The organism is Pseudomonas sp. GW821-FHT09C09 (assembly GCF_059418105.1).
The window spans coordinates 43,841-68,474 of record NZ_JBWKPF010000011.1 but is presented as its reverse complement, the minus strand read 5'-3'; the positions used below and the strand labels follow the sequence as shown (position 1 = coordinate 68,474).

Here is a 24,634-nt window from a genome sequence, read left to right as displayed (position 1 = left end):
GCCGGCTCAGGCCACCGGCCGGAGCCGCTCAAAAAAGCCGGTTGAGGCCGTCGTACGCCGCTACCCGATAGGCTTCGGCCATGGTCGGGTAGTTGAACGTGGTGTTGACGAAGTACTTCAGGGTATTGAGCTCGCCCGGCTGGTTCATGATCGCCTGACCGATGTGCACGATCTCCGACGCCTGATAACCGAAGCAGTGAACGCCCAGTACTTCCAGGGTTTCACGGTGGAACAGGATTTTCAGCATGCCTTGCGGCTCGCCGGCGATCTGCGCACGCGCCATGCTCTTGAAAAACGCCTTGCCCACTTCGTACGGCACCTTGGCCTGGGTCAGCTCCTGCTCGTTCTTGCCGATCGAGCTGATCTCCGGAATGGTGTAAATGCCGGTCGGCACGTCATTCACAAAACGCCAGCTGCCATTGTCGACAATGCTGCCGGCTGCCGAACGACCCTGGTCGTGGGCGGCACTGGCCAGGCTTGGCCAGCCGATCACGTCGCCGGCGCCATAGATGTTCTGTACGCAGGTGCGGTAGTTCTCGTCGACCTCGATCTGGCCGCGGCTGTTGACCTTGATCCCGATGTTTTCCAGGCCCAACTGGTCAGTGTTGCCGGTACGGCCGTTGCACCAGAGCAAGGCGTCGGCCTTGATCTTCTTGCCGGACTTCAGGTGCAGGATCACGCCGTTGTCCACGCCTTCGACGCGGTCGTAGTCTTCGTTGTGGCGCACGGTGATGTTGTTGTTGCTGAAGTGGTAGCTCAACGCCTGGGAGATTTCCGAGTCGAGGAAGCTCAGCAACTGACCGCGGTTGTCCACCAGCTCGACCAGCACGCCCAGACCACTGAAGATCGATGCGTATTCGCAACCGATCACGCCGGCGCCGTAAACAATCAGTTTGCGCGGGGTGTGGCCGAGACTGAGGATGGTGTCGCTATCGTAGATACGCGGGTGGTGGAAATCGATGTCCGCCGGGCGATAAGGACGCGAACCGGTGGCGATGATGATGTGCTTGGCCACCAGTTTCTCGACCACGCCATTGGCGCAGACCACTTCGATGGTCTGCTCGTCGGCGAAGCTGCCGGTGCCGAAGAACACGTCGACGCGGTTACGGGCGTAGTAGCCGGTACGCGAGGCGACTTGCTTGGAGATGACTTTCTCGGCGCTCTTCAACACGTCCGGGAAGGAGAACCAGCGCGGCTCCCCGATCGCACGGAACATCGGGTTGGTGTTGAACTGCATGATCTGCCGCACCGAGTGACGCAGGGCCTTGGACGGGATGGTGCCCAGGTGGGTGCAGTTACCGCCGACCTGGCGACGGCTGTCGACCATCGCCACCTTGCGCCCTGCTTTGGCGGCGTTCATTGCCGCGCCTTCTCCCGCCGGGCCGGAACCCAGCACCACCACGTCGTAGTTGTAGACAGCCATGCGTACTCCTCAGAACAGGCCGCGGTGCCAGCAGCACCGGCGGCTAAATCACGCCGAACGACGGCGCGAAGGAACAATTGGGGGCCAGTTGAAAACCCGGACACAGTCTATAGAAGCGTCAACGCCGCGCACATTAACCCTTGGTCGCGTCGTAGGCTACTTTTGCCTGCACTACAACGCCAGCTTTCGCATTGTTCCGGGTCAATTTTTTGCGCCACTGAGGCGTTCGAACGCCGGACTGGTGCGAGTGACGAAACCTGTATCGGCACGAATCACAAAGAATGCACCAATGTCGTGTTTTTCGGCATAGTCCCAGGCCTTTTCCGGGCCGAGAATCAGCAACAGCGTCGATAGTCCATCAGCCATCAACGCTGAAGGATGAATCACCGTGACTGACGCCAGGTCGTGTACGACGGGTGCTCCGGTGCGGGCATCGAAGGTGTGGGAATAACGCCTTCCGTCCTGTTGAAAATAGTTGCGGTAGTCGCCGGACGTGGAAAGTCCATAACCATCGACATTGATGACGCGCTCAGCTACTTGCTGATCGTCACGCGGCTCCTCCAGGGCAATGCGCCAGGACGAGCCATCCAGTTTACTGCCGGACGCCTTGAGCTCGCCCGAGGCCTCGGCGAGGTAATCATGAATGCCCATGGCGTCGAGCCGCGCGGCAATGGTGTCGACCGCGTAACCGGCAGCGATGCTGTTGAAATCGACCTCGACCGCCGCGTCCTTGCACAACTGGTCGCCATCGATGCGCAAATGCCGGTAACCCACCCGCTTCTGCACCTCGGCCAGCGCATCGGCGCTCGGCACTTTTTCTTCACGCCCTTGCGGACCGAACCCCCAGAGATTGAGCAGCGGCTCCACGGTCAGGTCGTAGGAACCTTCGCTTTGTTGTGACAGCTGCTCGCCAACCCGCACCAGTTCAAGGATCGGTGCAGGCATGGTCTGACAGCGATCGGCGGGCAATGCGTTGAAACGCGAAATATCGGAGTCGGCGCGATAGGTGGACATTTGCTGATCCACGTCGGCGAGGATCTTCTCCACTTCGACACGGACATCCTGGGGCGCAGGCAAATCACCGCGGCGCACGTACTTGATCGAATATGTGCTGCCCATGGTCGGGCCGCCGAAGCTCTCCATGGAGTCGCCATTGCCGCATCCGGACAAAACGCCGAGCAGACCCACGAAAACCACAATCCGTCCAGTTAACAATTCTTCATCTCCGAGCAAAACCACGCCGGCCATTATGGCCACAGAGCCCGCTCGCTCCCAAACGGCTGCACTGCTTTCATACAAAATCAAAAAAGTGAGTACCTGAACATGTCCTCCTCCACGGGCAAAGGCAAAGCGATTTTTCGCGTTGTCAGCGGCAACTTTCTCGAGATGTTCGACTTCATGGTCTACGGCTTCTACGCCACGGCCATCGCCAAGACCTTCTTTCCTACCGATAGCGCTTTCGCATCCCTGATGCTCTCGCTCGCCACCTTCGGCGCAGGCTTTTTGATGCGCCCGCTGGGGGCAATCTTCCTTGGCGCCTACATTGACCGACACGGCCGTCGTCAGGGCCTGATCATTACCCTCGCACTGATGGCGGCCGGCACCGTGCTGATCGCCTGCGTTCCGGGCTATGCCACGCTCGGTGTCGCCGCGCCGCTGATCGTGCTGTTCGGCCGGTTGCTGCAAGGCTTCTCCGCCGGCGTGGAACTGGGCGGCGTGTCGGTGTACCTGGCGGAAATCGCCACACCGGGGCGCAAGGGCTTCTTCGTCAGCTGGCAGTCCGCCAGCCAGCAGGCGGCCGTGGTGTTCGCCGGCCTGCTGGGTGTCGGCCTCAACCACTGGTTGAGCCCGGACCAGATGGGCGACTGGGGCTGGCGCGTGCCGTTCCTGATCGGCTGCATGATCGTTCCGGTGATCTTCGTCATTCGTCGCTCGCTGGAGGAAACCCCGGAATTCCAGGCGCGCAAACATCGCCCGACCCTGCAGGAAATCGTTCGCTCGATCGGTCAGAACTTCGGCATCGTCCTCGCCGGCATGGCGCTGGTGGTGATGACCACCGTGTCGTTCTATCTGATCACTGCCTACACCCCGACCTTCGGCAAGGCGGAACTGCACCTGTCGGACTTCGATGCATTGCTGGTCACCGTGTGCATCGGCCTGTCGAACTTCTTCTGGCTGCCGGTAATGGGTGCACTTTCCGACAAGATCGGACGCAAACCGCTGCTGCTGGGGGCGACGATCCTGGCGATCCTGACCGCTTACCCGGCGCTGTCATGGCTGGTGGCGAACCCGAGCTTCAGCCATCTGCTGATCGTCGAGTTGTGGCTGTCGTTCCTGTACGGTTCGTACAACGGCGCGATGGTGGTGGCACTGACCGAAATCATGCCGGTGGAAGTGCGCACGACCGGTTTCTCGCTGGCCTACAGTCTGGCCACAGCGACTTTCGGTGGCTTCACGCCAGCCGCCTGCACTTACCTGATCCATGTGCTGGACAACAAGGCCGCGCCGGGGATCTGGCTCAGTGGCGCAGCCGTATTGGGCCTGGTTGCAACGCTGGTGCTGTTCCGGGGCAACAAGCACGAACTGCGCACGGCACAAGCCGCCATGCCCCGCTGACCCGAATCGCGCACAAACAAAAACGCCCCGACACTGTCGGGGCGTTTTCATTTGCAGCTAAGGCTTAGCGCGGGAATGCTGGCGGGTTTACACCGGCCATGTCTTCCATCACGCGAACCACCTGACAGCTGTAACCGAACTCGTTGTCGTACCAGACGTACAGAACAACGCGGTTGTCCTGGGTGATGGTTGCCTCGGCATCCACGACACCGGCGTGACGCGAGCCCACGAAGTCAGTAGAAACCACTTCCTGCGAGCTGACGTAATCGATCTGCTTGTGCAGATCCGAGTGCATGGCCATCTGGCGCAGGTACTCGTTGATTTCTTCGCGAGTGGTGGCCTTTTCCAGGTTCAGGTTCAAAATGGCCATCGACACGTTCGGCGTAGGTACGCGAATCGCGTTGCCGGTCAGCTTGCCCTTGAGCACTGGCAGCGCCTTGGCAGCGGCAGTGGCGGCACCGGTCTCGGTGATAACCATGTTCAGCGGCGCGGCGCGGCCACGACGGCTGCCCTTGTGGAAGTTGTCGATCAGGTTCTGGTCGTTGGTGAACGAGTGAACGGTTTCGACATGGCCATTGACGATGCCGTACTGGTCGTTGACGGCCTTGAGCACCGGTACGATGGCGTTGGTGGTGCAGGACGCCGCCGAGATGATCTTGTCGTCAGCAGTGATGTCGCCGTGGTTGATGCCGTGAACGATGTTCTTCAGCGCGCCCTTACCCGGTGCGGTGAGAATCACGCGGGCAGCGCCCGGGCAGGCCAGGTGCTGGCCCAGACCGTCGGCATCACGCCATACACCGGTATTGTCTACGATCAGCGCGTTTTCGATGCCGTACTGGGTGTAGTCGACTTCGCTCGGGCTCTTGGCGTAGATCACCTGGATCAGGTTGCCGTTGGCGGTGATGGTGTTGTTTTCTTCGTCGATGGTGATAGTGCCATCGAACGGGCCGTGTACCGAGTCACGACGCAGCAGGCTGGCACGCTTGACCAGATCGTTCTCGGCGCCTTTGCGCACGACGATGGCGCGCAGACGCAGACCGTCGCCACCACCGGTTTTTTCGATCAGGATGCGCGCCAGCAGACGGCCGATACGACCGAAGCCGTACAGCACGACATCAGTGCCTTTGCGTGCGGAGGCGTTTTGCTGACCCACAACATCGGCCAACTCTTCGCGAACGAATTGTTCGGCCGTGCGGCCATTGCCTTCAGCGCGGAATTTGAACGCCAACTTGCCCAGATCCACCGAAGCCGCGCCGAGCTTGAGCTCGCTCATGGCCTTCAGCAGAGGGAATGTTTCGTGGACGGAGAGTTCGCTATCGTCGGAAGAACGATGGCGAGCAAAGCGGTGAGCTTTGAGAATCGCGATGACAGACTGGTTGATCAGGCTGCGGCCATAGATCGAGCTCACCACGTTGTTATTGCGGTAGAGCTGACCGATAAGCGGAATCATCGCTTCTGCGAGTGCTTCACGGTCGATCCATTCACCAAGACACTGGTCGGGCTTCTGAGTCACGGGAACCTTCCACATGTAGGGGCAGAAAAAAGGGGCTACATTATGCCGCCGAGAACCACTTGTAGCAATGCGCGCTTGTCGCGCAATCGGTAACAAAATTCGCTCCAAAAAAATAACGCTCTGCGCCAGCCCAGTAAAACCGGGGCTTCCAGCGCAGCCGGTTTTTCGACGACTGTTAGACGATGTCTGTAACCCTCCGTAACACCACCCACTTTCGGCACTACATAATCGTCAAAAAAGTGCTGGTTTTTATGGTTACCACTACATTTCGCCGAAACCGTGCAGATAGACGCAGTCTGCAACTGACAGGCGGCACCGGACGCCGCTACAATTACCGACTTTGTCGCAACGCCTGGAGCTCAACCTTCCGTGCCTGTTCTGCGTCTACCGCTTCTCCCTGCCGCGGCAGGTAAACAGCACTGGGGCAACCTCCCCGGTGCCGCCCTGAGCCTGGCGATTGCCGAGGCTGCCAGCGCTGCCAAGCGCTTCACGTTGCTGCTGACCGCCGACAGCCAGAGTGCCGAACGGCTGGAGCAGGAGCTGAGTTTCTTCGCCCCGGATTTGCCGGTGCTGCATTTCCCGGACTGGGAAACCCTGCCCTACGACCTGTTCTCGCCGCACCAGGACATCATCTCCCAGCGCATCGCCAGCCTTTATAGACTGCCGGAGCTGGAGCATGGCGTGCTGGTGGTGCCGATCACCACCGCCCTGCATCGCCTGGCGCCGACCAAGTTCCTTCTCGGCAGCAGTCTGGTGCTGGATGTCGGGCAGAAACTCGACGTCGAGCAAATGCGCTCGCGGCTTGAAGCCAGCGGCTATCGCTACGTCGATACGGTTTACGAACACGGCGAGTTCACCGTACGCGGTGCACTGATCGACCTGTTCCCGATGGGCAGCAAGCTGCCGTATCGCATCGACCTGTTCGACGACGAAATCGAAACCCTGCGCACCTTCGACCCGGAAAACCAGCGCTCCATCGACAAGGTCGATTCGGTCAAGCTGCTGCCGGCCAAGGAATTCCCGCTGCAGAAAGAAGCGGTCACCCGCTTCAAGGCGCGTTTTCGCGAGCGTTTCGACGTTGATTTCCGGCGCTGCCCGATCTTTCAGGACCTGAGCAGCGGTATCACGCCAGCCGGCATCGAGTACTACCTGCCGCTGTTCTTCGAGGAAACCTCGACCCTGTTCGATTACCTGCCCCAGGACACTCAGGTGTTCTCGCTGCCGGGTATCGAGCAAGCGGCGGAAAACTTCTGGAACGATGTGCGCAATCGTTATGAAGAACGCCGCATCGATCCATCGCGTCCTTTATTGCCGCCCGCCGAACTGTTCCTGCCGGTGGAAGACTGCTTCGCCCGCCTGAAGAACTGGCCGCGCGTGGTTGCCAGCCAGCAGGACGTGGAAACCGGCGTCGGCCGTGAGCGCTTCCCGGCGCAGGCATTGCCGAATCTGGCAATCGAAGCCAAGGCCACACAACCGCTGGCCGCGCTGTCCGCCTTCCTCGACGAATTCCCCGGACGCGTGCTGTTCACCGCCGAATCCGCAGGCCGACGCGAAGTGCTGCTGGAACTGCTGGACCGTCTGAAGCTGCGACCGAAAACCGTCGACAGCTGGCCGGACTTCGTCGCGAGCAAGGATCGCCTGGCGATCACCATTGCCCCGCTCGACGAAGGCCTGATGCTGGATGACCCGGCACTGGCTCTGGTCGCGGAAAGTCCGCTGTTCGGCCAGCGTGTGATGCAGCGTCGCCGTCGCGAGAAACGCGCAGACGCCAACAACGATGCGGTGATCAAGAACCTCACCGAGCTGCGCGAAGGCGCGCCAGTGGTGCACATCGACCACGGTGTCGGCCGCTATCTCGGCCTGACGATTCTGGAAATCGACAGCCAGGCTGCCGAATTCCTGACCCTCGAATACGCCGAGAACGCCAAGCTCTACGTGCCGGTGGCCAACCTGCACCTGATCGCCCGCTACACCGGCAGCGACGACGCACTGGCCCCGCTGCACCGCCTCGGATCCGAGACCTGGCAGAAAGCCAAGCGCAAGGCTGCCGAACAGGTGCGCGACGTGGCTGCCGAACTGCTCGACATCTATGCCCGCCGCGCCGCCCGCGAAGGCTATGCGTTTGCCGATCCGAAAGCCGATTACGTAACCTTCAGCGCCGGCTTCCCGTTCGAGGAAACCCCAGACCAGCAATCCACCATCGAAGCCGTTCGCGAAGACATGCTCGCGCCGAAACCGATGGATCGACTGGTCTGCGGCGACGTCGGTTTCGGCAAGACCGAAGTGGCCATGCGCGCCGCGTTCATCGCGGTGCATGGCGGCAAACAAGTGGCGATCCTGGTGCCGACCACCTTGCTCGCCCAGCAGCACTACAACAGCTTCCGCGACCGCTTCGCCGACTGGCCGGTGACCGTGGAAGTGATGAGCCGCTTCAAGTCGGCCAAGGAAGTGAACGCGGCGGTGGCCGAACTAGCCGAAGGCAACATCGACATCGTCATCGGCACCCACAAGCTGCTGCAGGACGACGTCAAGATCAAAAACCTCGGGCTGGTGATCATCGACGAAGAGCACCGCTTCGGTGTCCGTCAGAAGGAACAGCTCAAGGCCCTGCGCAGCGAAGTCGACATTCTGACGCTGACCGCCACGCCGATTCCGCGCACGCTGAACATGGCAGTGTCGGGCATGCGCGACCTGTCGATCATCGCCACGCCGCCGGCGCGACGCCTGTCGGTGCGCACCTTCGTCATGGAGCAGAACAAGAGCACGGTCAAAGAGGCCTTGCTGCGTGAGCTGCTGCGCGGCGGTCAGGTTTATTACCTGCACAACGACGTGAAGACCATCGAGAAATGCGCCGCCGAACTGGCCGAACTGGTGCCGGAAGCGCGGATCGGCATCGGCCACGGGCAGATGCGCGAACGCGAACTCGAACAGGTCATGAGCGACTTCTACCACAAGCGCTTCAACGTGCTGATCGCCTCGACCATCATCGAGACCGGCATCGACGTGCCGAGCGCCAACACCATCATCATCGAGCGCGCCGACAAGTTCGGCCTGGCGCAGCTGCACCAGTTGCGTGGCCGCGTCGGCCGTAGCCACCACCAGGCTTACGCCTACCTGTTGACCCCGCCACGCCAGCAGATCACCGGCGATGCGGAAAAACGTCTGGAAGCGATTGCCAATACTCAGGATCTGGGTGCGGGCTTCGTGCTGGCCACCAACGACCTGGAAATCCGTGGCGCCGGCGAATTGCTGGGCGACGGTCAGAGCGGGCAAATCCAGGCGGTCGGCTTCACGCTGTACATGGAAATGCTCGAACGCGCGGTGAAGTCGATCCGCAAGGGCGAACAACCGAACCTCGACCAGCCGCTCGGCGGAGGCCCGGAGGTCAACCTGCGGGTACCGGCGCTGATTCCGGAAGATTACCTGCCGGACGTGCACGCACGCCTGATCCTGTACAAGCGCATCGCTTCGGCCACCGACGAGGAAGGCCTGAAGGATCTGCAGGTGGAGATGATCGACCGCTTCGGCCTGCTGCCGGAACCGACCAAGAATCTGGTGCGCATCACGGCGCTGAAATTGCAGGCCGAGCAACTGGGCATCAAGAAAGTCGATGGCGGCCCGCAAGGCGGGCGCATCGAGTTCGCGGCGCAGACGCCGGTCGACCCGATGACTCTGATCAAACTGATCCAGAGTCAGCCGAAACGCTACAAATTCGAAGGCGCCACGATGTTCAAGTTCCAGGTGCCGATGGAGCGCCCGGAAGAGCGCTTTAATACTGTAGAGGCGCTGTTCGAGCGCCTCATCCCGAAAACTGTTTGAAGGACGCCGCATGCGCCTGTTTCGCTCACTGACCTTGTTGTTGACGCTGGTCGCCCCTTCGGCATTTGCCGATGATCTGTATCAGGTCGAAATGATTCTGGTGCGCCAGAACGCCGTGCCGGCCATCGTCAGCCGCGCCGCGCCGGAAGACTGGGCCGCCGGTGCCCAGCGTCTGGGCGATGACAGCAAGCGCACCACAGCGCTGAACGACGTTGCCAACAAACTCACCGCCAGTGGCGAATACAGCGTGCTGATGCACAAGGCCTGGCAGCAGACACTCGGCGAGACGCCGGCGAAGGTCGCGGTCAGCGATGGTCAGGAGCAGTTCGGTCAGTTCCCCGTCGAGGGCACGATTGAAATGAAACTCGGGCGCTTCACCGATGTGAACGCCGATTTCTGGGTCAACCAGATCGATGGCAACGGCATGGTCACTGCCAGCGAACGCCTGAAGCAGGAAAGCCACACCAAGAACGGCCAGCTCAACTACCTGGACAACGGCCACCTCGCCCTGCTGATCAAGATCACTTCACTGACGGCGCCTGCGCCTCGGGAAGCGCCTGAAGTCGTTCCGGACTGATTGAAGTCCTTATGTCCCCGCCTCTGAGTAAACCGCTGGCCTCCTCCTGGGTCAGCCGGTTCAAGGAACAAAGCCTGGAGCGTGGCCGCCGCTACGCCCTGGAAAACCGGGTGCGGATCGTGCAGGTCGGCGATGCGACCATTACCGCCAGTTGCGAAGGCTCTGGCGGCAACATTTATCGTCAGACGATTCATCTGCGCGAGTCAGCCAAAGGCACGCTATTGATGGTCGACGCCACGTGCACCTGCCCGGTCCACAGCAACTGCAAACACTGTGCGGCGGTATTGCTGCAAGTGCAGGAAACCCTCGAATACCCGGCAGCCGCCAAGGACGCCGAACTGCTGGAAAAACTCCAGGCCGTACTGGAAAACCGCAGCCCGAAAGCGCCGCCGCAAGTGCTGGTGGACAACGTGCAGCCGGTGCCGCGCCTGTGGCTGGCCAGCGTCGAGTTCAGCGCCTTCGAACCGCGCAACGGCAAGATGCAGCGTTACATCCAGCATCGTGCGGCGCTGTCTTTCAGCTACCTCGACGAATACGTCAGCGGCCAGAAAAACAGCGACATCCTGATTCGTCAGGAAGCGCAGACGCTGCGAGTCAAACGCCAGCCGGACGTCGAGCAAAGCTACCGCGAGCAACTGCGGATTCTCGGCTTTCGCATCGCCACTCGGCAAAGCAAGGCCCTGCCGGAAAGCGCCGGCGAACTCTACGAGATGGTCAACGACAGCGCCTGGCTGACGTTCACCCTGAACGATCTGCCGAAGCTGCGCACCCAAGGCTGGGAATTGCTGGTCGACGATGAATTCGGTTTCGACCTCACGGCCGTGGACGACTGGTACGCCACGGTCGAGCAGACGCCAGAGCGGGACTGGTTCGATCTGGAACTGGGCATCATCGTCAATGGCGAACGCCTGAGCCTGCTGCCGATCCTGCTCAATCTGATGCGCTCGCACACGGAAATCCTCAACCCCGAACGCCTCGCCCGGCGACGGGACGATGAGTTGATTCTGGTGAACATTCCGCAACGCAACAGTGAGCACGGGCCGTTGCAAGTCGCCCTGCCTCTCGGGCGGTTGAAACCGGTACTGGCGACCCTGGGCGAGTTCTATCTGCAAGAGCCGGGCGAAACCACCCTGCGCCTGAGCAAGGCCGACGCCACACGCCTGAATTCGCTGGAAGGCATTCCTCTGCTTTGGGAAGGCGGGGAGCAGATCCGCAGCTTCGCCCAGCGCTTGCGCGATATCCGCGACTACAGCGCCGAAGCACCACAAGGGCTGAACGCGACACTGCGCCCTTATCAGCTCGAAGGCTTGAGCTGGATGCAGTCGTTGCGACAACTTGAGGTGGGCGGGATTCTCGCGGACGACATGGGCCTGGGCAAAACCCTACAGACCCTGGCGCATATTCTCAGCGAGAAAAACGCCGGACGCCTGGATCGACCCTGCATGGTGGTAATGCCCACCAGCCTGATCCCCAACTGGCTGGACGAAGCGGCACACTTTACGCCACAGCTCAAAGTGGTGGCCCTGTACGGCGCCAGCCGCAAAAAGCATTTTGAGCATCTGGCTGATTACGACCTGATCCTCACGACCTATGCGCTGCTGCCCAAGGATGTCGAGCGTCTCGCACAGCAACCGCTGCATGTATTGGTGCTGGACGAGGCGCAATACATCAAGAACCCGAACAGCAAAGCAGCTCAGGCTGCCCGCGAGCTGAACGCCCGTCAGCGCCTGTGCCTGAGCGGTACGCCGCTGGAAAACCACTTGGGCGAACTGTGGTCGCTGTTTCACTTCCTGCTGCCCGGATGGCTCGGCGACGTCAAAAGCTTCAACGCCGATTACCGTGTACCGATCGAAAAGCGCGCCAGCGAAGTCAGACTTCAACACCTCAACGGTCGGATCAAACCCTTCCTGCTGCGCCGCACCAAGGAACAGGTCGCGACCGAGTTGCCGCCGAAAACCGAGATCATCCACTGGGTCGATCTCAACGAGGCCCAGCGGGACGTTTACGAAACCATGCGCCTGGCCATGGACAAGAAGGTGCGCGACGAGATCACTCGCAAAGGCGTGGCGCGCAGCCAGATCATCATTCTCGAAGCACTGCTCAAGCTGCGTCAGGTCTGCTGCGATTTGCGCCTGGTCAACGACGCCACCCTGCCCGCTCGCGGCAGCACCTCGGGCAAGCTCGACAGCCTGATGGAAATGCTCGAGGAGTTGTTTGAGGAAGGACGGCGGATTCTGTTGTTCTCGCAGTTCACTTCGATGCTGTCATTGATCGAGGACGAGCTGAAAAAGCGCAATGTCCCCTATGCATTGCTGACCGGGCAAACCCGGGATCGGCGCACACCGGTGAAGGAATTCCAGAGCGGCAAGCGTCAGATCTTTCTCATCAGCCTGAAAGCTGGCGGCGTGGGCCTGAACCTGACGGAAGCGGACACCGTGATTCACTACGATCCGTGGTGGAACCCGGCGACCGAAAACCAGGCGACCGACCGTGCGTATCGCATTGGCCAGGAGAAGCCCGTGTTCGTCTACAAGATGATTGCCCGGGGCACGGTCGAGGAGAAGATTCAGCATCTGCAGAAGGAAAAATCCGACCTGGCGGCCGGCGTGCTGGACGGGCGCAAGGCCGGAGACTGGAAGTTGCAGAGTGATGATATCGAGGCGCTGTTTGCGCCGCTGCCGGACAAGTTTGAAAAGCGCTGAGATCCCTCAGCGCTTTTTCATTCAAGTCATTGCGGAGCCAGACTCAGCCCTTGAGCACTCGCGCCAACGTTGACTTCACTTTGCCCATGCCGTCATGCAGTGCCTGCTCGATCTCGGCCATGGTGATCACCGCCGTGGTCTTGCCCGCCGCCGGATTCACCACCAGCGACAGACAGGCGTAATCCAGATCCAGCTCGCGAGCCAGCGCCGCTTCCGGCATGCCGGTCATGCCGACGATGTCACAACCGTCACGCTCCAGACGCACGATTTCGGCCACGGTTTCCAGTCGCGGGCCCTGGGTGCAGGCGTAAACGCCTTGGTCGCTGTATTCGCAGCCTTCGGCGGCCAGCGCTGCAATCAATTGCTGACGCAGCGGCTCGCTGTAGGGAAAGCTGAAGTCGATGTGTGTGACATGTTCCAGATCATCGGCGAAATAGGTGTGCTCACGCCCGCTGGTGTAGTCCACGATCTGATGCGGTACACAGAAATGTCCGGTGCCCATTGCAGGATGAATCCCGCCCACGGCGTTGACCGCAATGATTGCTTCGGCCCCGGCCTGCTTCAACGCCCACAGATTGGCGCGATAGTTGACCTTGTGCGGCGGAAAGCGATGTGGGTGGCCGTGGCGAGCCAGGAACAGCACTTCCTTGCCGGCGTATTCACCGATCTGGACTTCAGCCGATGGCGCACCATAAGGCGTATCCACTGCCAGCGACTGACGAATGCTCAGGCCTTCAAGCTGGGTCAGGCCGGTGCCACCGATGATTGCGTAAACCGTCATAGCGAAAAATCCTTAATCGATCAGTTGTGCGTCTTTGAGGGCGCCGACAGCGGTCAGCCAGCGCGGATCCTGACGGTATTCGGTATTGGCGAATGCCTGACCGCGCATGCGTGCGATGCGCGGCGATGGCTTGACCTTCATGCGTTGCGCGGCACTCAGGGCCAGCTCGGCGGCAGCACGATCGTTGCACACCAGACCCATGTCGCAACCGGCGCTGAGTGCGGCTTCGATACGACTGGCGGCGTCGCCCACTACATGCGCGCCGGCCATCGACAGGTCATCGCTGAAGATCACGCCGTCGAACTGCAGCTCGCCACGCAGGATGTCCTGCAACCAGCGCCGGGAGAAACCTGCGGGCTGTGCGTCAACTTGCGGATAAATGACGTGGGCCGGCATGACGGCGGCCAGTTGCTTGCTGAGTCTGGCGAACGGCACGAGGTCGTTGGCGCGGATCTCTTCGAGGCTACGCTCGTCATTGGGGATTGCGACGTGGGAGTCGGCTTCCGCCCAGCCGTGGCCGGGGAAGTGCTTGCCGGTAGCCGCCATGCCGGCACTGTTCATACCTTTGATGAACGCACCGGCGAGCAGTGCTGCACGCTCCGGATCGCCTTCGAATGAACGAGTGCCAACCACGGCGCTGCGCTGGTAATCCAGGTCCAGCACGGGGGCAAAGCTCAGATCGAGGCCGACCGCAAGTACTTCTGTAGCCATGATCCAGCCGCATTGCTCGGCCAGATATTCGGCATTCGGGTTGTCGGCAATCGCCCGCATGGCCGGCAGACGCACGAAGCCCTGACGCAGACGCTGGACGCGACCGCCTTCCTGGTCCACCGCCAGCAGCAGATCCGGGCGAATGGCACGGATCGCCGCGCTCAGCTCGCGCACCTGACGCGGGTGCTCGATATTACGGGCAAAAATGATCAGGCCGCCCACTTCGGGCTGGCGCAACAATTGGCGATCTTCGGCCGTCAGCCAGGTACCGGCGACGTCCACCATCAACGAGCCTTGCAGGCCAGCAGTCATAGAGATTCCTTGAAAACGAAAAACCCGTCGCCCATGAAACCACTACCAGAGGCATTGCCCGGCAGGTTGGTGATTTCAATGAGTAACGGGTTCAAAACGAGAGTCGGCATGGGCGGCTAGCTTAGCGGATGTCCGCTGCCACGCCCACCCATGGACGGTTAAACCTTGGCCGGTGCCGGTGTCGATTTGCTGCGAGGACGCAACTGCGCGGTGGCCATTGCGGTATCGGTGACGCCGGTTTCGGCACGCATGCCGGCGGCCAGGAACGGCACCATCAGACGCATCACCTGCTCGATGGAGGTGTTGACGCCGAAATCGGTCTCGGCAATCGCGCGCAGGGCCTTGATACCCGACATGCTGAATGCCGCTGCGCCGAGCATGAAGTGCACGCGCCAGAACAGTTCGATAGGAGGAATACGTGGCGCCGCTTCGTTTACCAGCAGCATGTAGCGGCGGAAAACCTTGCCGTACATGTCTTCCAGATAACGGCGCAAGTGGCCCTGGCTCTGGCTGAATGCAAGACCGAGCAAGCGCATGAAGATCGACAGATCGTTGCCGCTGCGTGGCTGCACCACCAGCGCCTGCTCGACGAGGATTTCCAGCAGCTCTTCAAGCGAAGGCTTGTTCTCTGGCTTGGCCTGGCGGCGCTCCAGCTCTTTATCGAGGCTGATGCAGAACGGACCGAGAAAGCGCGAGAAAACCGCCTGGATCAGCGCCTTCTTCGAACCGAAGTGATAGTTCACCGCTGCGAGGTTGACCCCGGCCTTGCTGGTGATCAGACGCAATGAGGTTTCGGCGAAACCTTTTTCCGCGAACAGCTGTTCTGCAGCATCAAGAATGCGTTCAACGGTTTCCGACTGGGCCATGGCTACTCCGCCTGACAAACACTTGTTTGAAACATACGTTTCAGCCTGTGCCTTGTCAAGCCTGCCGGTTCGTTTTGGGAATGGTCGGTCAGATATTTAACCACAACAAGGACGCCACATTAATCGACGCCGTCACTGACCGTCCGGCGGCCTGGCAAAAAACGATCATTGCCAAGACTGCTTCACTGTATATAATCCCAGTCACTGTATAAAAAGACAGAGCGATCAATATGCTTAAGCTGACGCCACGCCAAGCCGAGATTCTGGCCTTTATCAAACGCTGCCTCGAAGACAACGGCTACCCGCCGACCCGTGCGGAAATCGCTCAGGAACTGGGTTTCAAATCGCCCAACGCGGCCGAAGAGCATCTCAAGGCGCTCGCCCGCAAAGGCGCAATCGAAATGACTCCCGGCGCCTCTCGCGGCATTCGAATCCCCGGCTTTGAAGCCAAGGTCGACGAATCCACCCTGCCGATCATCGGCCGAGTGGCCGCCGGTGCGCCGATTCTCGCCCAGCAGCACATCGAAGAGTCCTGCAACATCAACCCGGCCTTCTTCCATCCTCGCGCAGACTACTTGCTGCGCGTCCACGGGATGAGCATGAAGGACATCGGGATTTTCGACGGTGACCTGCTGGCAGTTCACACGACCCGGGAAGCACGCAACGGCCAGATCGTCGTTGCCCGGATCGGCGACGAGGTGACCGTCAAACGCTTCAAGCGCGATGGCAGCAAAGTCTGGTTGATCGCCGAGAACCCTGAGTTCGCCCCTATCGAAGTCGACCTGAAAGATCAGGAACTGGTGATTGAAGGCTTGAGTGTCGGCGTAATCCGCCGCTAAAGGAGGCTTTATGCAGTTCCCACACGTACCTCAGCAAACACAACTGCCGTTGTTCGAGGCTTTTCTGGCGCAACCATTGGCCCCCATCCTCAAGGATGTAGCCGAACGCCCATGGAATGTCGAACCCGAAGCGTTCAGTGAACTGTCGCTGCGCGGTGCGGCCGGGAACTGCCTGAACCTGCTGGCACCGATACTTCGTGAATTGAGTGAGGATCAGGACGCACGATGGCTGACCCTGATTGCGCCACCCGCGAGCCTGACCCAGGCCTGGCTGCGGGATGCAGGATTGAATCGCGAACGCATCCTGCTGCTGCAGCCGCGCGGGACTCAGAGTGCCCAGCAACTGGCTTGCGAAGCCCTGCGTCTGGGTCGTAGCCATACGGTGGTGACATGGTTGAACCCGCTCAGCTCAGGCTCACGCCAACAACTGATCAGCGCCGCCCGCACCGGGGACGCTCAAAGCCTGAATATTCGACTGGGCTGACTACGTGCGCGCTATCTGAAGCGCGGGGCTTCTCAAAGGACAGAGAAGCCGAAACGAAGCGATAAGCGACGGGCGGTGCTCAATGAAGAACCCGCGGCCCCTCCTCCTTATCAAACTCGCCTTCAACCATTCGACCAGCCATTTGCACACCAACGCTGAGCATCGCCTTGGCAATTTCAACGTGCTGGCCCTGCAGAAATGCCTTGGCATCCTCGGAGAAATCCAGAGTCACCAGAGAACCCTCGTCCTCGGCCCTGCGCAGTTCGATTCGGCCGTCTGGTAGCTCGACAATTTCTAGAAAGGACGTTGGCATATAGGTCTGTTCTCCACGAAAGGCAGGGATTATATAGACATCATTCGGGATTCGCTCGGGATCTTGACCAGCAGCATGCATCTCGTCGCCGCCAGTCACGAAGCCATCAGCACTCGTTCAGGCCTTCACGGAAACGGATCGCCAGACTCTTCAGATTCTGCCGCCAGCTCTCCAGCTCTTCACGACTCAACTCTTCCGGGGCTTGCTCTTCATCCAGATTGACCGCCTGAATCAGTGGCTGGGTCACATCGCCTTTTGGCTTGTGTGGCACCCGTGGCGGCTGAAACAGCGCCGAATGTGCGGCCAGCAATTTAGCCAGCCAGGTTTCCGGATTACCCGCCAACTCGACCATCTCGGCCAACTCTGGAATCGCAATCGACTCAAGCACTTCGCGGGTCAACAGCGTTTCCGCTCGCGGCGCGTTAGCCTGCGGTAGGCGGTAGAACCCGGCAATTTCGTGACACAACCCCAGCAATGCTCCGTATAGATGAAACAGCGCCGATTCGCGCCCGGCCTGAATCAACGCAAGCGAATTCATCGCCCGCCCCTCTTCAGCCCTGGCCAGCGCTTCCAGCGACAGACCCGCGAAATAGATCTTCTGATTGGTACGGGTATAGAGCTCGTGGGCCATATCGGCACTCTCCGCAGCGAAATAATTTCTTAATACAGGTCGAACAGTGTCATGGATCAGCCGATCCGACCGCAAGCATTAAACAAAAAGGCCGCATGAAAACCAGAAGGTTGTCATGCGGCCTTTTGTGTTGAAGCCACCCGGTCAGGGCAGCCTCGGATCAGCGCTTGCTCAAGCCTTGGCTTTCGCCGGACGCTTGTCTTCAACGGTCCACTTGCCACCGTCGAAGAACGCTTTCCAGCCTGTCGGCTTGCCGTCGACTTCGGTCTGGACGTATTGCTCCTTGGTCTTGCGGCTGTAGCGGATCACCGCCGGCAGACCATCTGGGTCCTTCTGCGGCGCTTCGCACAGGAAGTGGTACTTCGGATCGATCTCGTCCTTGTGCGGCAGAATCTCGATCACCAGCGGAGCACGGGTCTCGCGGTTTTTCGGGAACTGGCTCGCCGCCAGGAACAGGCCTGAAGCACCGTCGCGCAGGATATAGGTGTCGTTGACCTTTTCGCATTTCAGCTCAGGCATCTTCACCGGATCCATCTTCGGCGGCGCCGCATCACCGCTCTTCAGCAGTTTGCGGGTGTTCTTGCATGTCGGATTGGTGCAACCGAAGAACTTGCCGAAACGGCCGGTCTTGAGCTGCATCTCGCTGCCGCACTTGTCGCACTCCAGGCTCGGGCCTTCGTAACCCTTGATGCGATAGCTGCCCTCTTCGATTTCGTAGCCGGCGCAATCCGGGTTGTTACCGCAGATGTGCAGCTTGCGCTTTTCATCGAGCAGGTAAGCGTCCATTGCCGTGCTGCAGATCGGGCAACGATGCTTGCCGCGCAGCACCAGGGATTCCGATTCACCCTCGTCGTCCGCAGCAATTTCATCGCCTGGCACCAGGTTGACCGTGGCCTTGCAGCGCTCTTTCGGCGGCAGGCTGTAGCCCGAGCACCCGAGGAACACACCAGTCGATGCAGTACGAATCTGCATCGGACGGCCGCAAGTGGTGCACGGGATATCGGTCATCACCGGCTGGTTGGCACGCATGCCGGCTTCCGGATTCTCGGCCACTTCGAGTTTTTTCTTGAAGTCACCGTAGAACTCGTCCAGCACGTTTTTCCAGTCGCGTTCGCCCTGGGCCACGTCATCGAGGTTCTCTTCCATGCCGGCGGTGAAGCCGTAGTCCATGAGGTTCGAGAAGCTCTCGGACAGACGCTCGGTGACGATGTCGCCCATCTTTTCCGAATAGAAACGACGGTTGTGCAGGGTCACGTAACCGCGATCCTGAATGGTCGAAATGATCGCCGCGTAGGTCGAAGGACGGCCAATGCCGCGCTTTTCCATTTCCTTCACCAGGCTGGCTTCCGAGTAACGGGCCGGCGGCTTGGTGAAGTGCTGGGTCGGGTCGAGCTTGATCAGCTTCATCACGTCGCCCTGCGCCATGTCGGGCAGGACATCGTCGTCGCCCGGCTTGGCAATTTGCGGCAGGACGCGAGTGTAGCCGTCAAACTTCAGGATACGGCCCTTGGCACGCAGCTCGAAGTCGCCAGCGGCCACGCTGACGGTGGTCGACAGGTATTGCGCCGGCAGCATCTGGCAAGCCAGGAACTGGCGCCAGATCAGCTCGTAGAGGCGCTCAGCGTCACGCTCCATGCCAGCGAGCTTGCTTGGCGTGGTGTTGGCGTCGGAAGGACGAATCGCTTCGTGAGCCTCTTGTGCGCCTTCCTTGCTGCTGTAGACGTTCGGCGTTTCCGGCAGGTACTTCTTGCCGAACTCGTCTTCGATATAGGTACGCGCCATCGCCACGGCATCGGCCGAGAGGTTGGTCGAGTCGGTACGCATATAAGTGATGTAGCCGGCTTCGTACAGACGCTGGGCCATCATCATGGTTTTCTTTACGCCGAAGCCCAGGCGGTTGCTCGCAGCCTGTTGCAGCGTGGAGGTGATGAACGGTGCCGACGGCTTGCTGCTGGTCGGCTTGTCTTCACGCTTGACGATGCTGTAGCTGGAGGACTTCAGCTTCTCCAGCGCCGCCATGGCCTGCGCTTCGTTGAGCGGCTTGAAAGCTTCGCCCTTTTCACGGGCCACTTCGAAACGAACGGTCGAGCCTTTGGTGGTGCCGAGGTCGGCATGCACTTCCCAGTACTCTTCCGGGATAAACGCACGAATTTCACGCTCACGCTCCACCACCAGCTTCACGGCAACCGATTGCACACGACCGGCGGACAGACCGCGAGCGATCTTGGCCCACAGCAGCGGCGAAACCATGTAACCCACGACGCGGTCGAGGAAACGGCGGGCCTGCTGCGCGTTCACTCGATCGATGTCGAGCTCGCCCGGCTCCGAGAAGGCTTCCTGAATCGCTTTCTTGGTGATTTCGTTGAACACCACGCGCTTGTAGCGGCTGTCGTCACCACCGATGGCTTCGCGCAGGTGCCAGGCAATGGCTTCCCCCTCGCGATCCAAGTCGGTTGCGAGATAGATGGTGTCAGCATCCTTGGCGAGCCGGCGCAGCTCTTCGATGACCTTTTCCTTGCCCGGGAGGATCTCGTACTTGGCCTTCCAGCCATGATCCGGATCGACACCCATGCGCGAGACCAGCTGCTTGCGCGCCTTCTCTTTCGGCGACAGCGCTGGCGCTTCGCCCGCAGCTGCCTTGCCACGCTTGGCAGCTGGCTCCTTGCTGGCGCTAGCCGAACCGCTGGTGGGCAGGTCTCGGATATGGCCGATACTCGACTTCACCACGTATTGGTTGCCCAGATACTTGTTGATGGTCTTGGCCTTAGCCGGGGATTCCACAATGACCAGCGATTTGCCCATGGATCAGAAAATTCCTGAATTCTAGAAGTGAAAGGCGGTTGGCGCCTGACGCGGCACCGCTATATATAGTGGCTACAAGGTGAGGTCAAGCGCAGGGTTTTGCGCGCACTCGCCTTACGGCTTCGAAAAAAGGCTCGGTTCGGCTTGCACCAAAGCAAAGCGTGGGACCTGCTCGCCGTCAACCTCGACGGACTCCAGGAACATGCTCAAGGGACGTACCCAGAAGCCGTAATCGCCATACAGGGCTTGGTAAAAGACCACTTCTTCTTCGGTCTCGGAATGCCGCGCGACACTGAATACGCGGTACTGCGGACCTTTGTAATGTTGGTAGAGCCCAGGTTGTATCGGCACGCTTCGGCCCTCACTCAAATTTTTTCAAAATAAATACAAAAATAAATCCGCAAAAACAAAAACCGGGGCACTTGGCCCCGGCTTCCATCGACGAGACGCTTAAACGCGTTCGAAGACGGTGGAGATGCCTTGGCCGAGGCCAATGCACATGGTGGCCACCCCGAAGGTGCCGCCATTCTGCTTCATCACGTTCAGCAAGGTGCCGGAAATACGGGCACCGGAGCAACCGAACGGGTGACCCAGGGCGATCGCGCCGCCGTGCAGGTTAACCTTCTCATTCATCTTGTCGAGCACTTTCAGGTCTTTCAACACTGGCAGAGCCTGAGCAGCGAACGCTTCGTTGAGCTCGAAGAAGTCGATATCGTTGATACCCAGGCCAGCACGTTTCAGTGCTTTCTGAGTAGCCGGTACCGGACCATAGCCCATGATCGCCGGATCCACACCTGCCACCGCCATCGAACGAATCACGGCCAGCGGCTGAATGCCCAGGTCCTGTGCACGCTGCGCCGACATCACGATCATGCACGAAGCACCATCGGTGATCTGCGACGAAGTACCGGCAGTCACGGTGCCGCCCTTTGGATTGAATGCCGGCTTCAGAGCCGCCAGGCTTTCCAGGGTGGTTTCCGGACGAATGGTTTCGTCGTAGTCGAAGGTTTTCAGGAAACCGTTCTCGTCATAGCCCTGCATCGGGATGATTTCGTCCTTGAACTTGCCTTCCACAGTTGCCTTGTGGGCCAACTGGTGGGAGCGCACGCCAAAGGCGTCCTGCTGTTCGCGAGTGATGCCGTGCATTTTGCCCAGCATTTCAGCGGTCAGGCCCATCATGCCCGAGGCTTTCGCCGCGTACAGGGACATGTGCGGGTTCGGATCAACACCGTGCATCATGCTCACGTGACCCATATGCTCGACGCCGCCAACCACGAATACGTCACCGTTGCCGGTCATGATCGCTTGTGCGGCGGTGTGCAGCGCGCTCATCGACGAGCCACACAGACGGCTGACGGTCTGGCCGGCCGAAGTGTGCGGGATCTGGGTCATCAGCGACGCCATGCGCGCGATGTTCCAGCCCTGCTCCAGAGTCTGGTTCACACAGCCCCAGATCACGTCCTCGACTTCTGCAGGGTCGACCTTGGTGTTGCGTTCCAGCAGTTTGCTGATCAGGTGCGCCGACATGTCTTCGGCGCGGGTGTTGCGGTGCATGCCGCCCTTGGAGCGGCCCATCGGAGTACGACCGAAGTCGACAATCACGACGTCTCTAGGATTCAAGCTCATAAGTTCACTCTCACTCTAGTTGGGGGCGCTTAACCGAAGAAGCTCTGGCCGTTCTTGGCCATTTCGCGCAGCTTCGCGGTCGGGTGGTACAGCGCGCCCAAATCAGCGTACTGGTCGGCCAGGGCAACGAACTCGGCAACACCGATCGAATCGATGTAGCGCAGCGCACCGCCACGGAATGGAGGGAAACCAATACCGTAGACCAGACCCATGTCGGCTTCGGCAGCGGTTTCGACGATGCCGTCTTCCAGGCAACGCACGGTTTCCAGGCACAGCGGGATCATCATCCAGTTGATGATGTCTTCGTCAGTGACTTCGCGCTGCTCGTAGACGATCGGCTTGAGCACTTCCAGTACCGACGGATCGGCGACTTTCTTCTGCTTGCCTTTCTTGTCGGCCTCGTAGGCGTAGAAGCCCTTGCCGTTCTTCTGACCCAGACGCTTGGCTTCGTAAAGCACGTCGATGGCCGAACGACGGTCGTCCTTCATGCGGTCCGGGAAGCCTTCAGCCATCACGTCACGACCGTGGTGACCGGTGTCGATGCCGACCACGTCCATCAGGTATGCCGGGCCCATCGGCCAGCCGAATTTTTCCATGATCTTGTCGATACGGACGAAGTCCACACCGGCGCTGACCAGTTTGGCGAAGCCGCCGAAGTACGGGAACAGTACGCGGTTGACCAGGAAGCCCGGGCAGTCGTTGACGACGATCGGGTTCTTGCCCATTTTCTTGGCGTAGGCAACGGTGGTGGCAACAGCCAGCTCGCTGGACTTCTCGCCACGGATCACTTCCACCAGCGGCATCATGTGCACCGGGTTGAAAAAGTGCATGCCGACGAAGTTTTCCGGACGCTTGAGGGCTTTGGCCAGCAGACTGATGGAGATGGTCGAGGTGTTGGACGCGAGGATGGTGTCCTCTTTGACCTGAGCTTCGACTTCCGCCAGAACGGCTTGCTTGACCTTCGGGTTCTCGACCACGGCTTCAACGACCAGGTCAACGTGACCGAAATCGCCGTAGGACAGGGTCGGACGAATGCCGTTGAGCACTTCAGCCATCTTCGCGGCAGTCATGCGGCCTTTATCAACGCGGCCGACCAGCAGCTTGGCGGCTTCCGCCAGACCTTGCTCGATGCCGTGTTCGTTGATGTCCTTCATCAGGATCGGCGTACCCTTGGAGGCCGACTGATAGGCGATACCGCCACCCATGATGCCGGCGCCCAGTACGGCAGCCTGCTTCACGTCCTTGGCGATTTCGTCGTAGGCCTTGGCCTTTTTCTTCAGTTCCTGGTCGTTCAGGAACAGACCGATCAAGCTCTGCGCGGCAGAGGTCTTGGCCAGTTTCACGAAACCTGCAGCTTCGACTTCCAGTGCCTTGTCGCGACCGAAGTTCGCGGCTTTCTGGATGGTCTTGATCGCTTCAACCGGGGCCGGGTAGTTCGGCCCGGCCTGGCCAGCCACGAAACCTTTGGCGGTTTCGAAAGCCATCATTTGTTCAATGGCGTTCAGCTTGAGCTTTTCCAGCTTCGGCTGACGCTTGGCCTTGTAGTCGAACTCGCCGGAGATGGCGCGCTTGATCAGCTCAACAGCGGCATCCTGCAGCTTTTCAGGGGCAACCACGGCATCGACGGCGCCGACTTTCAGCGCGTCTTCAGGACGGTTTTCCTTGCCGGCGGCAATCCACTCGATGGCGTTGTCGGCACCGATCAGGCGCGGCAGACGCACGGTACCGCCGAAGCCCGGGTAGATGCCCAGCTTGACTTCCGGCAGACCGATCTTGGCCTTGGTGGACATGACGCGGTAGTCCGCCGCCAGGCACATTTCCAGACCGCCACCCAGAGCGATGCCGTTGATTGCGGCCACGGTCGGAACGTTGAGGTCTTCGAAATCGCTGAAGATCTTGTTGGCTTCGAGATTGCCAGCAACCAGCTCGGCATCCGGCAGCTTGAAGTTGTCGACAAATTCGGTGATGTCGGCGCCGACGATGAACACGTCCTTGCCACTGCTGACGATCACGCCCTTGATCGAAGCATCTGCCTTGATGGTGTCTACGGCCTGACGCAGTTCGTTCAGGGTAAGACGGTTGAACTTGTTGACGGACTCACCCTTGAGGTCGAATTTCAATTCGACGATGCCACTTTCAAGAGCTTTAACCGTGATGGCTTTACCTTCGTAAATCATCAACTGATCTCCACGATATGGAAGCTGAACAGTACACGTCGGACGCAGGCGAATGGCTCGGCAGGACGCTTTTTCGTCAATGCTGACACCAATCCACCCGGCACACCCGCCAACGCGATAGTCGGGATTCTGTAGGAGCAGTCTGCAATACAAACGCTCAATTCATACGCCCGTTTGATTTGGGTACGCCACCTTCACGGAATTTCCGACAATTGTCAATCGCCCTAAATACGGGTTGAAATGCGACTTTGCGGTCATTTCTGTAAGACGCAGCCCGTCCACGCATGCTTGCATGTCAGGGCATTCATAAGATTAATAGTTAGAAAAGTCGCCCTAATTCACCGCAAGCCTTGTTTAACAGGCTACGCTGGCTGGACTACGAAGGAAAACAGGCGCACGTTTGCTGACCGGATGACTCCGGTTCAACGCCCAAAAGAATTTC

Annotated in this window: 18 protein-coding genes; 6 read left to right on the top strand and 12 right to left on the bottom strand. The window is 59.9% G+C overall.

Translation table 11 applies throughout. The annotated features are described in order from the left end of the window. Positions 1-28: 28 nt before the first annotated feature. Both sthA and AC07NR_RS27620 read right to left on the bottom strand, forming a co-directional pair. On the bottom strand, positions 29-1,423 hold the full coding sequence (sthA, locus tag AC07NR_RS27625; RefSeq protein WP_085584537.1) for a Si-specific NAD(P)(+) transhydrogenase: 1,395 nt from the start codon (positions 1,421-1,423) through the stop codon (positions 29-31). A gap of 201 nt (positions 1,424-1,624) precedes the next feature. Next, positions 1,625-2,671 (bottom strand): FAD:protein FMN transferase, encoded by a 1,047-nt coding sequence (locus AC07NR_RS27620; protein WP_495079934.1) that lies wholly within the window; start codon positions 2,669-2,671, stop codon positions 1,625-1,627. Positions 2,672-2,746: 75 nt separating this feature from the next. On the opposite strand from AC07NR_RS27620, the gene AC07NR_RS27615 reads away from it, so the two are divergent. After that, complete coding sequence (locus AC07NR_RS27615; RefSeq protein WP_114884378.1) at positions 2,747-4,039, top strand: MFS transporter; 1,293 nt, start codon at positions 2,747-2,749, stop codon at positions 4,037-4,039. 64 nt (positions 4,040-4,103) lie between these two features. Here AC07NR_RS27615 and AC07NR_RS27610 read toward each other — a convergent pair whose 3' ends face one another. Further along, on the bottom strand, positions 4,104-5,567 hold the full coding sequence (locus AC07NR_RS27610) for a glyceraldehyde-3-phosphate dehydrogenase (RefSeq protein WP_085713147.1): 1,464 nt from the start codon (positions 5,565-5,567) through the stop codon (positions 4,104-4,106). Between the two features lie 354 nt (positions 5,568-5,921). Here AC07NR_RS27610 and mfd point away from each other — a divergent pair, with 354 nt between their 5' ends. Genes mfd through AC07NR_RS27595 form a run of 3 tightly spaced genes read left to right on the top strand, consistent with a single transcriptional unit; the run spans position 5,922 to position 12,650 of the window. After that, positions 5,922-9,371, top strand: coding sequence for a transcription-repair coupling factor (gene mfd / locus AC07NR_RS27605; RefSeq protein ID WP_495079878.1), 3,450 nt, complete (start codon positions 5,922-5,924; stop codon positions 9,369-9,371). Between the two features lie 10 nt (positions 9,372-9,381). Then, a complete protein-coding gene (locus AC07NR_RS27600; protein WP_495079877.1) occupies positions 9,382-9,948 on the top strand; it encodes a CsiV family protein in 567 nt (188 codons plus the stop codon). Positions 9,949-9,959: 11 nt separating this feature from the next. Further along, on the top strand, positions 9,960-12,650 hold the full coding sequence (locus AC07NR_RS27595) for a DEAD/DEAH box helicase (protein WP_305836419.1): 2,691 nt from the start codon (positions 9,960-9,962) through the stop codon (positions 12,648-12,650). A 43-nt stretch (positions 12,651-12,693) separates the two neighbouring features. Here AC07NR_RS27595 and AC07NR_RS27590 read toward each other — a convergent pair whose 3' ends face one another. The 3 genes from AC07NR_RS27590 to AC07NR_RS27580 form a co-directional block, all read right to left on the bottom strand. Then, entirely contained in the window at positions 12,694-13,431 is a 738-nt protein-coding gene (locus AC07NR_RS27590) for an S-methyl-5'-thioinosine phosphorylase (protein WP_085733486.1), read from the bottom strand. A 12-nt stretch (positions 13,432-13,443) separates the two neighbouring features. Then, a complete protein-coding gene (gene nagZ, locus AC07NR_RS27585) occupies positions 13,444-14,442 on the bottom strand; it encodes a beta-N-acetylhexosaminidase (protein WP_169432674.1) in 999 nt (332 codons plus the stop codon). 170 nt (positions 14,443-14,612) lie between these two features. Continuing rightward, a complete protein-coding gene (locus AC07NR_RS27580) occupies positions 14,613-15,320 on the bottom strand; it encodes a TetR/AcrR family transcriptional regulator (RefSeq protein ID WP_085713141.1) in 708 nt (235 codons plus the stop codon). 230 nt (positions 15,321-15,550) lie between these two features. On the opposite strand from AC07NR_RS27580, the gene lexA reads away from it, so the two are divergent. Next, complete coding sequence (gene lexA / locus AC07NR_RS27575; protein WP_085713140.1) at positions 15,551-16,159, top strand: transcriptional repressor LexA; 609 nt, start codon at positions 15,551-15,553, stop codon at positions 16,157-16,159. Between the two features lie 10 nt (positions 16,160-16,169). After that, a complete protein-coding gene (sulA, locus tag AC07NR_RS27570) occupies positions 16,170-16,643 on the top strand; it encodes an SOS-induced cell division inhibitor SulA (RefSeq protein WP_423203959.1) in 474 nt (157 codons plus the stop codon). 79 nt (positions 16,644-16,722) lie between these two features. Here the strand turns inward: sulA and AC07NR_RS27565 are convergent, their stop codons facing one another. The 6 genes from AC07NR_RS27565 to fadB form a co-directional block, all read right to left on the bottom strand. Further along, positions 16,723-16,956, bottom strand: coding sequence for a hypothetical protein (locus AC07NR_RS27565; RefSeq protein WP_003226592.1), 234 nt, complete (start codon positions 16,954-16,956; stop codon positions 16,723-16,725). A gap of 106 nt (positions 16,957-17,062) precedes the next feature. Beyond that, positions 17,063-17,587, bottom strand: coding sequence for a DUF6586 family protein (locus tag AC07NR_RS27560; protein WP_085713138.1), 525 nt, complete (start codon positions 17,585-17,587; stop codon positions 17,063-17,065). A 171-nt stretch (positions 17,588-17,758) separates the two neighbouring features. Beyond that, entirely contained in the window at positions 17,759-20,389 is a 2,631-nt protein-coding gene (topA, locus tag AC07NR_RS27555) for a type I DNA topoisomerase (protein ID WP_248741242.1), read from the bottom strand. A gap of 114 nt (positions 20,390-20,503) precedes the next feature. After that, positions 20,504-20,740: a DUF1653 domain-containing protein gene (locus AC07NR_RS27550; RefSeq protein ID WP_007953059.1), complete on the bottom strand. Its 237-nt coding sequence runs from the start codon at positions 20,738-20,740 to the stop codon at positions 20,504-20,506. Between the two features lie 99 nt (positions 20,741-20,839). Then, the gene (gene fadA / locus AC07NR_RS27545) at positions 20,840-22,015 is read right to left on the bottom strand and encodes an acetyl-CoA C-acyltransferase FadA (RefSeq protein ID WP_007953060.1); all 1,176 of its coding nucleotides are present in this window, start codon (positions 22,013-22,015) and stop codon (positions 20,840-20,842) included. 29 nt (positions 22,016-22,044) lie between these two features. Continuing rightward, a complete protein-coding gene (gene fadB / locus AC07NR_RS27540; RefSeq protein WP_305836418.1) occupies positions 22,045-24,192 on the bottom strand; it encodes a fatty acid oxidation complex subunit alpha FadB in 2,148 nt (715 codons plus the stop codon). Between the last annotated feature and the right edge of the window lie 442 nt (positions 24,193-24,634).

Coding starts and splice junctions, on each gene's coding strand:
- AC07NR_RS27610 (WP_085713147.1), bottom strand. CDS start 5,567: ATGTGGAAGGTTCCCGTGACTCAGAAGCCCGACCAGTGTCTTGGTGAA.
- AC07NR_RS27565 (WP_003226592.1), bottom strand. CDS start 16,956: ATGCCAACGTCCTTTCTAGAAATTGTCGAGCTACCAGACGGCCGAATC.
- AC07NR_RS27600 (WP_495079877.1), top strand. CDS start 9,382: ATGCGCCTGTTTCGCTCACTGACCTTGTTGTTGACGCTGGTCGCCCCT.
- sthA (WP_085584537.1), bottom strand. CDS start 1,423: ATGGCTGTCTACAACTACGACGTGGTGGTGCTGGGTTCCGGCCCGGCG.
- fadB (WP_305836418.1), bottom strand. CDS start 24,192: ATGATTTACGAAGGTAAAGCCATCACGGTTAAAGCTCTTGAAAGTGGC.
- topA (WP_248741242.1), bottom strand. CDS start 20,389: ATGGGCAAATCGCTGGTCATTGTGGAATCCCCGGCTAAGGCCAAGACC.
- AC07NR_RS27620 (WP_495079934.1), bottom strand. CDS start 2,671: ATGGCCGGCGTGGTTTTGCTCGGAGATGAAGAATTGTTAACTGGACGG.
- AC07NR_RS27595 (WP_305836419.1), top strand. CDS start 9,960: ATGTCCCCGCCTCTGAGTAAACCGCTGGCCTCCTCCTGGGTCAGCCGG.
- AC07NR_RS27615 (WP_114884378.1), top strand. CDS start 2,747: ATGTCCTCCTCCACGGGCAAAGGCAAAGCGATTTTTCGCGTTGTCAGC.
- AC07NR_RS27560 (WP_085713138.1), bottom strand. CDS start 17,587: ATGGCCCACGAGCTCTATACCCGTACCAATCAGAAGATCTATTTCGCG.
- lexA (WP_085713140.1), top strand. CDS start 15,551: ATGCTTAAGCTGACGCCACGCCAAGCCGAGATTCTGGCCTTTATCAAA.
- sulA (WP_423203959.1), top strand. CDS start 16,170: ATGCAGTTCCCACACGTACCTCAGCAAACACAACTGCCGTTGTTCGAG.
- fadA (WP_007953060.1), bottom strand. CDS start 22,015: ATGAGCTTGAATCCTAGAGACGTCGTGATTGTCGACTTCGGTCGTACT.
- AC07NR_RS27580 (WP_085713141.1), bottom strand. CDS start 15,320: ATGGCCCAGTCGGAAACCGTTGAACGCATTCTTGATGCTGCAGAACAG.
- AC07NR_RS27590 (WP_085733486.1), bottom strand. CDS start 13,431: ATGACGGTTTACGCAATCATCGGTGGCACCGGCCTGACCCAGCTTGAA.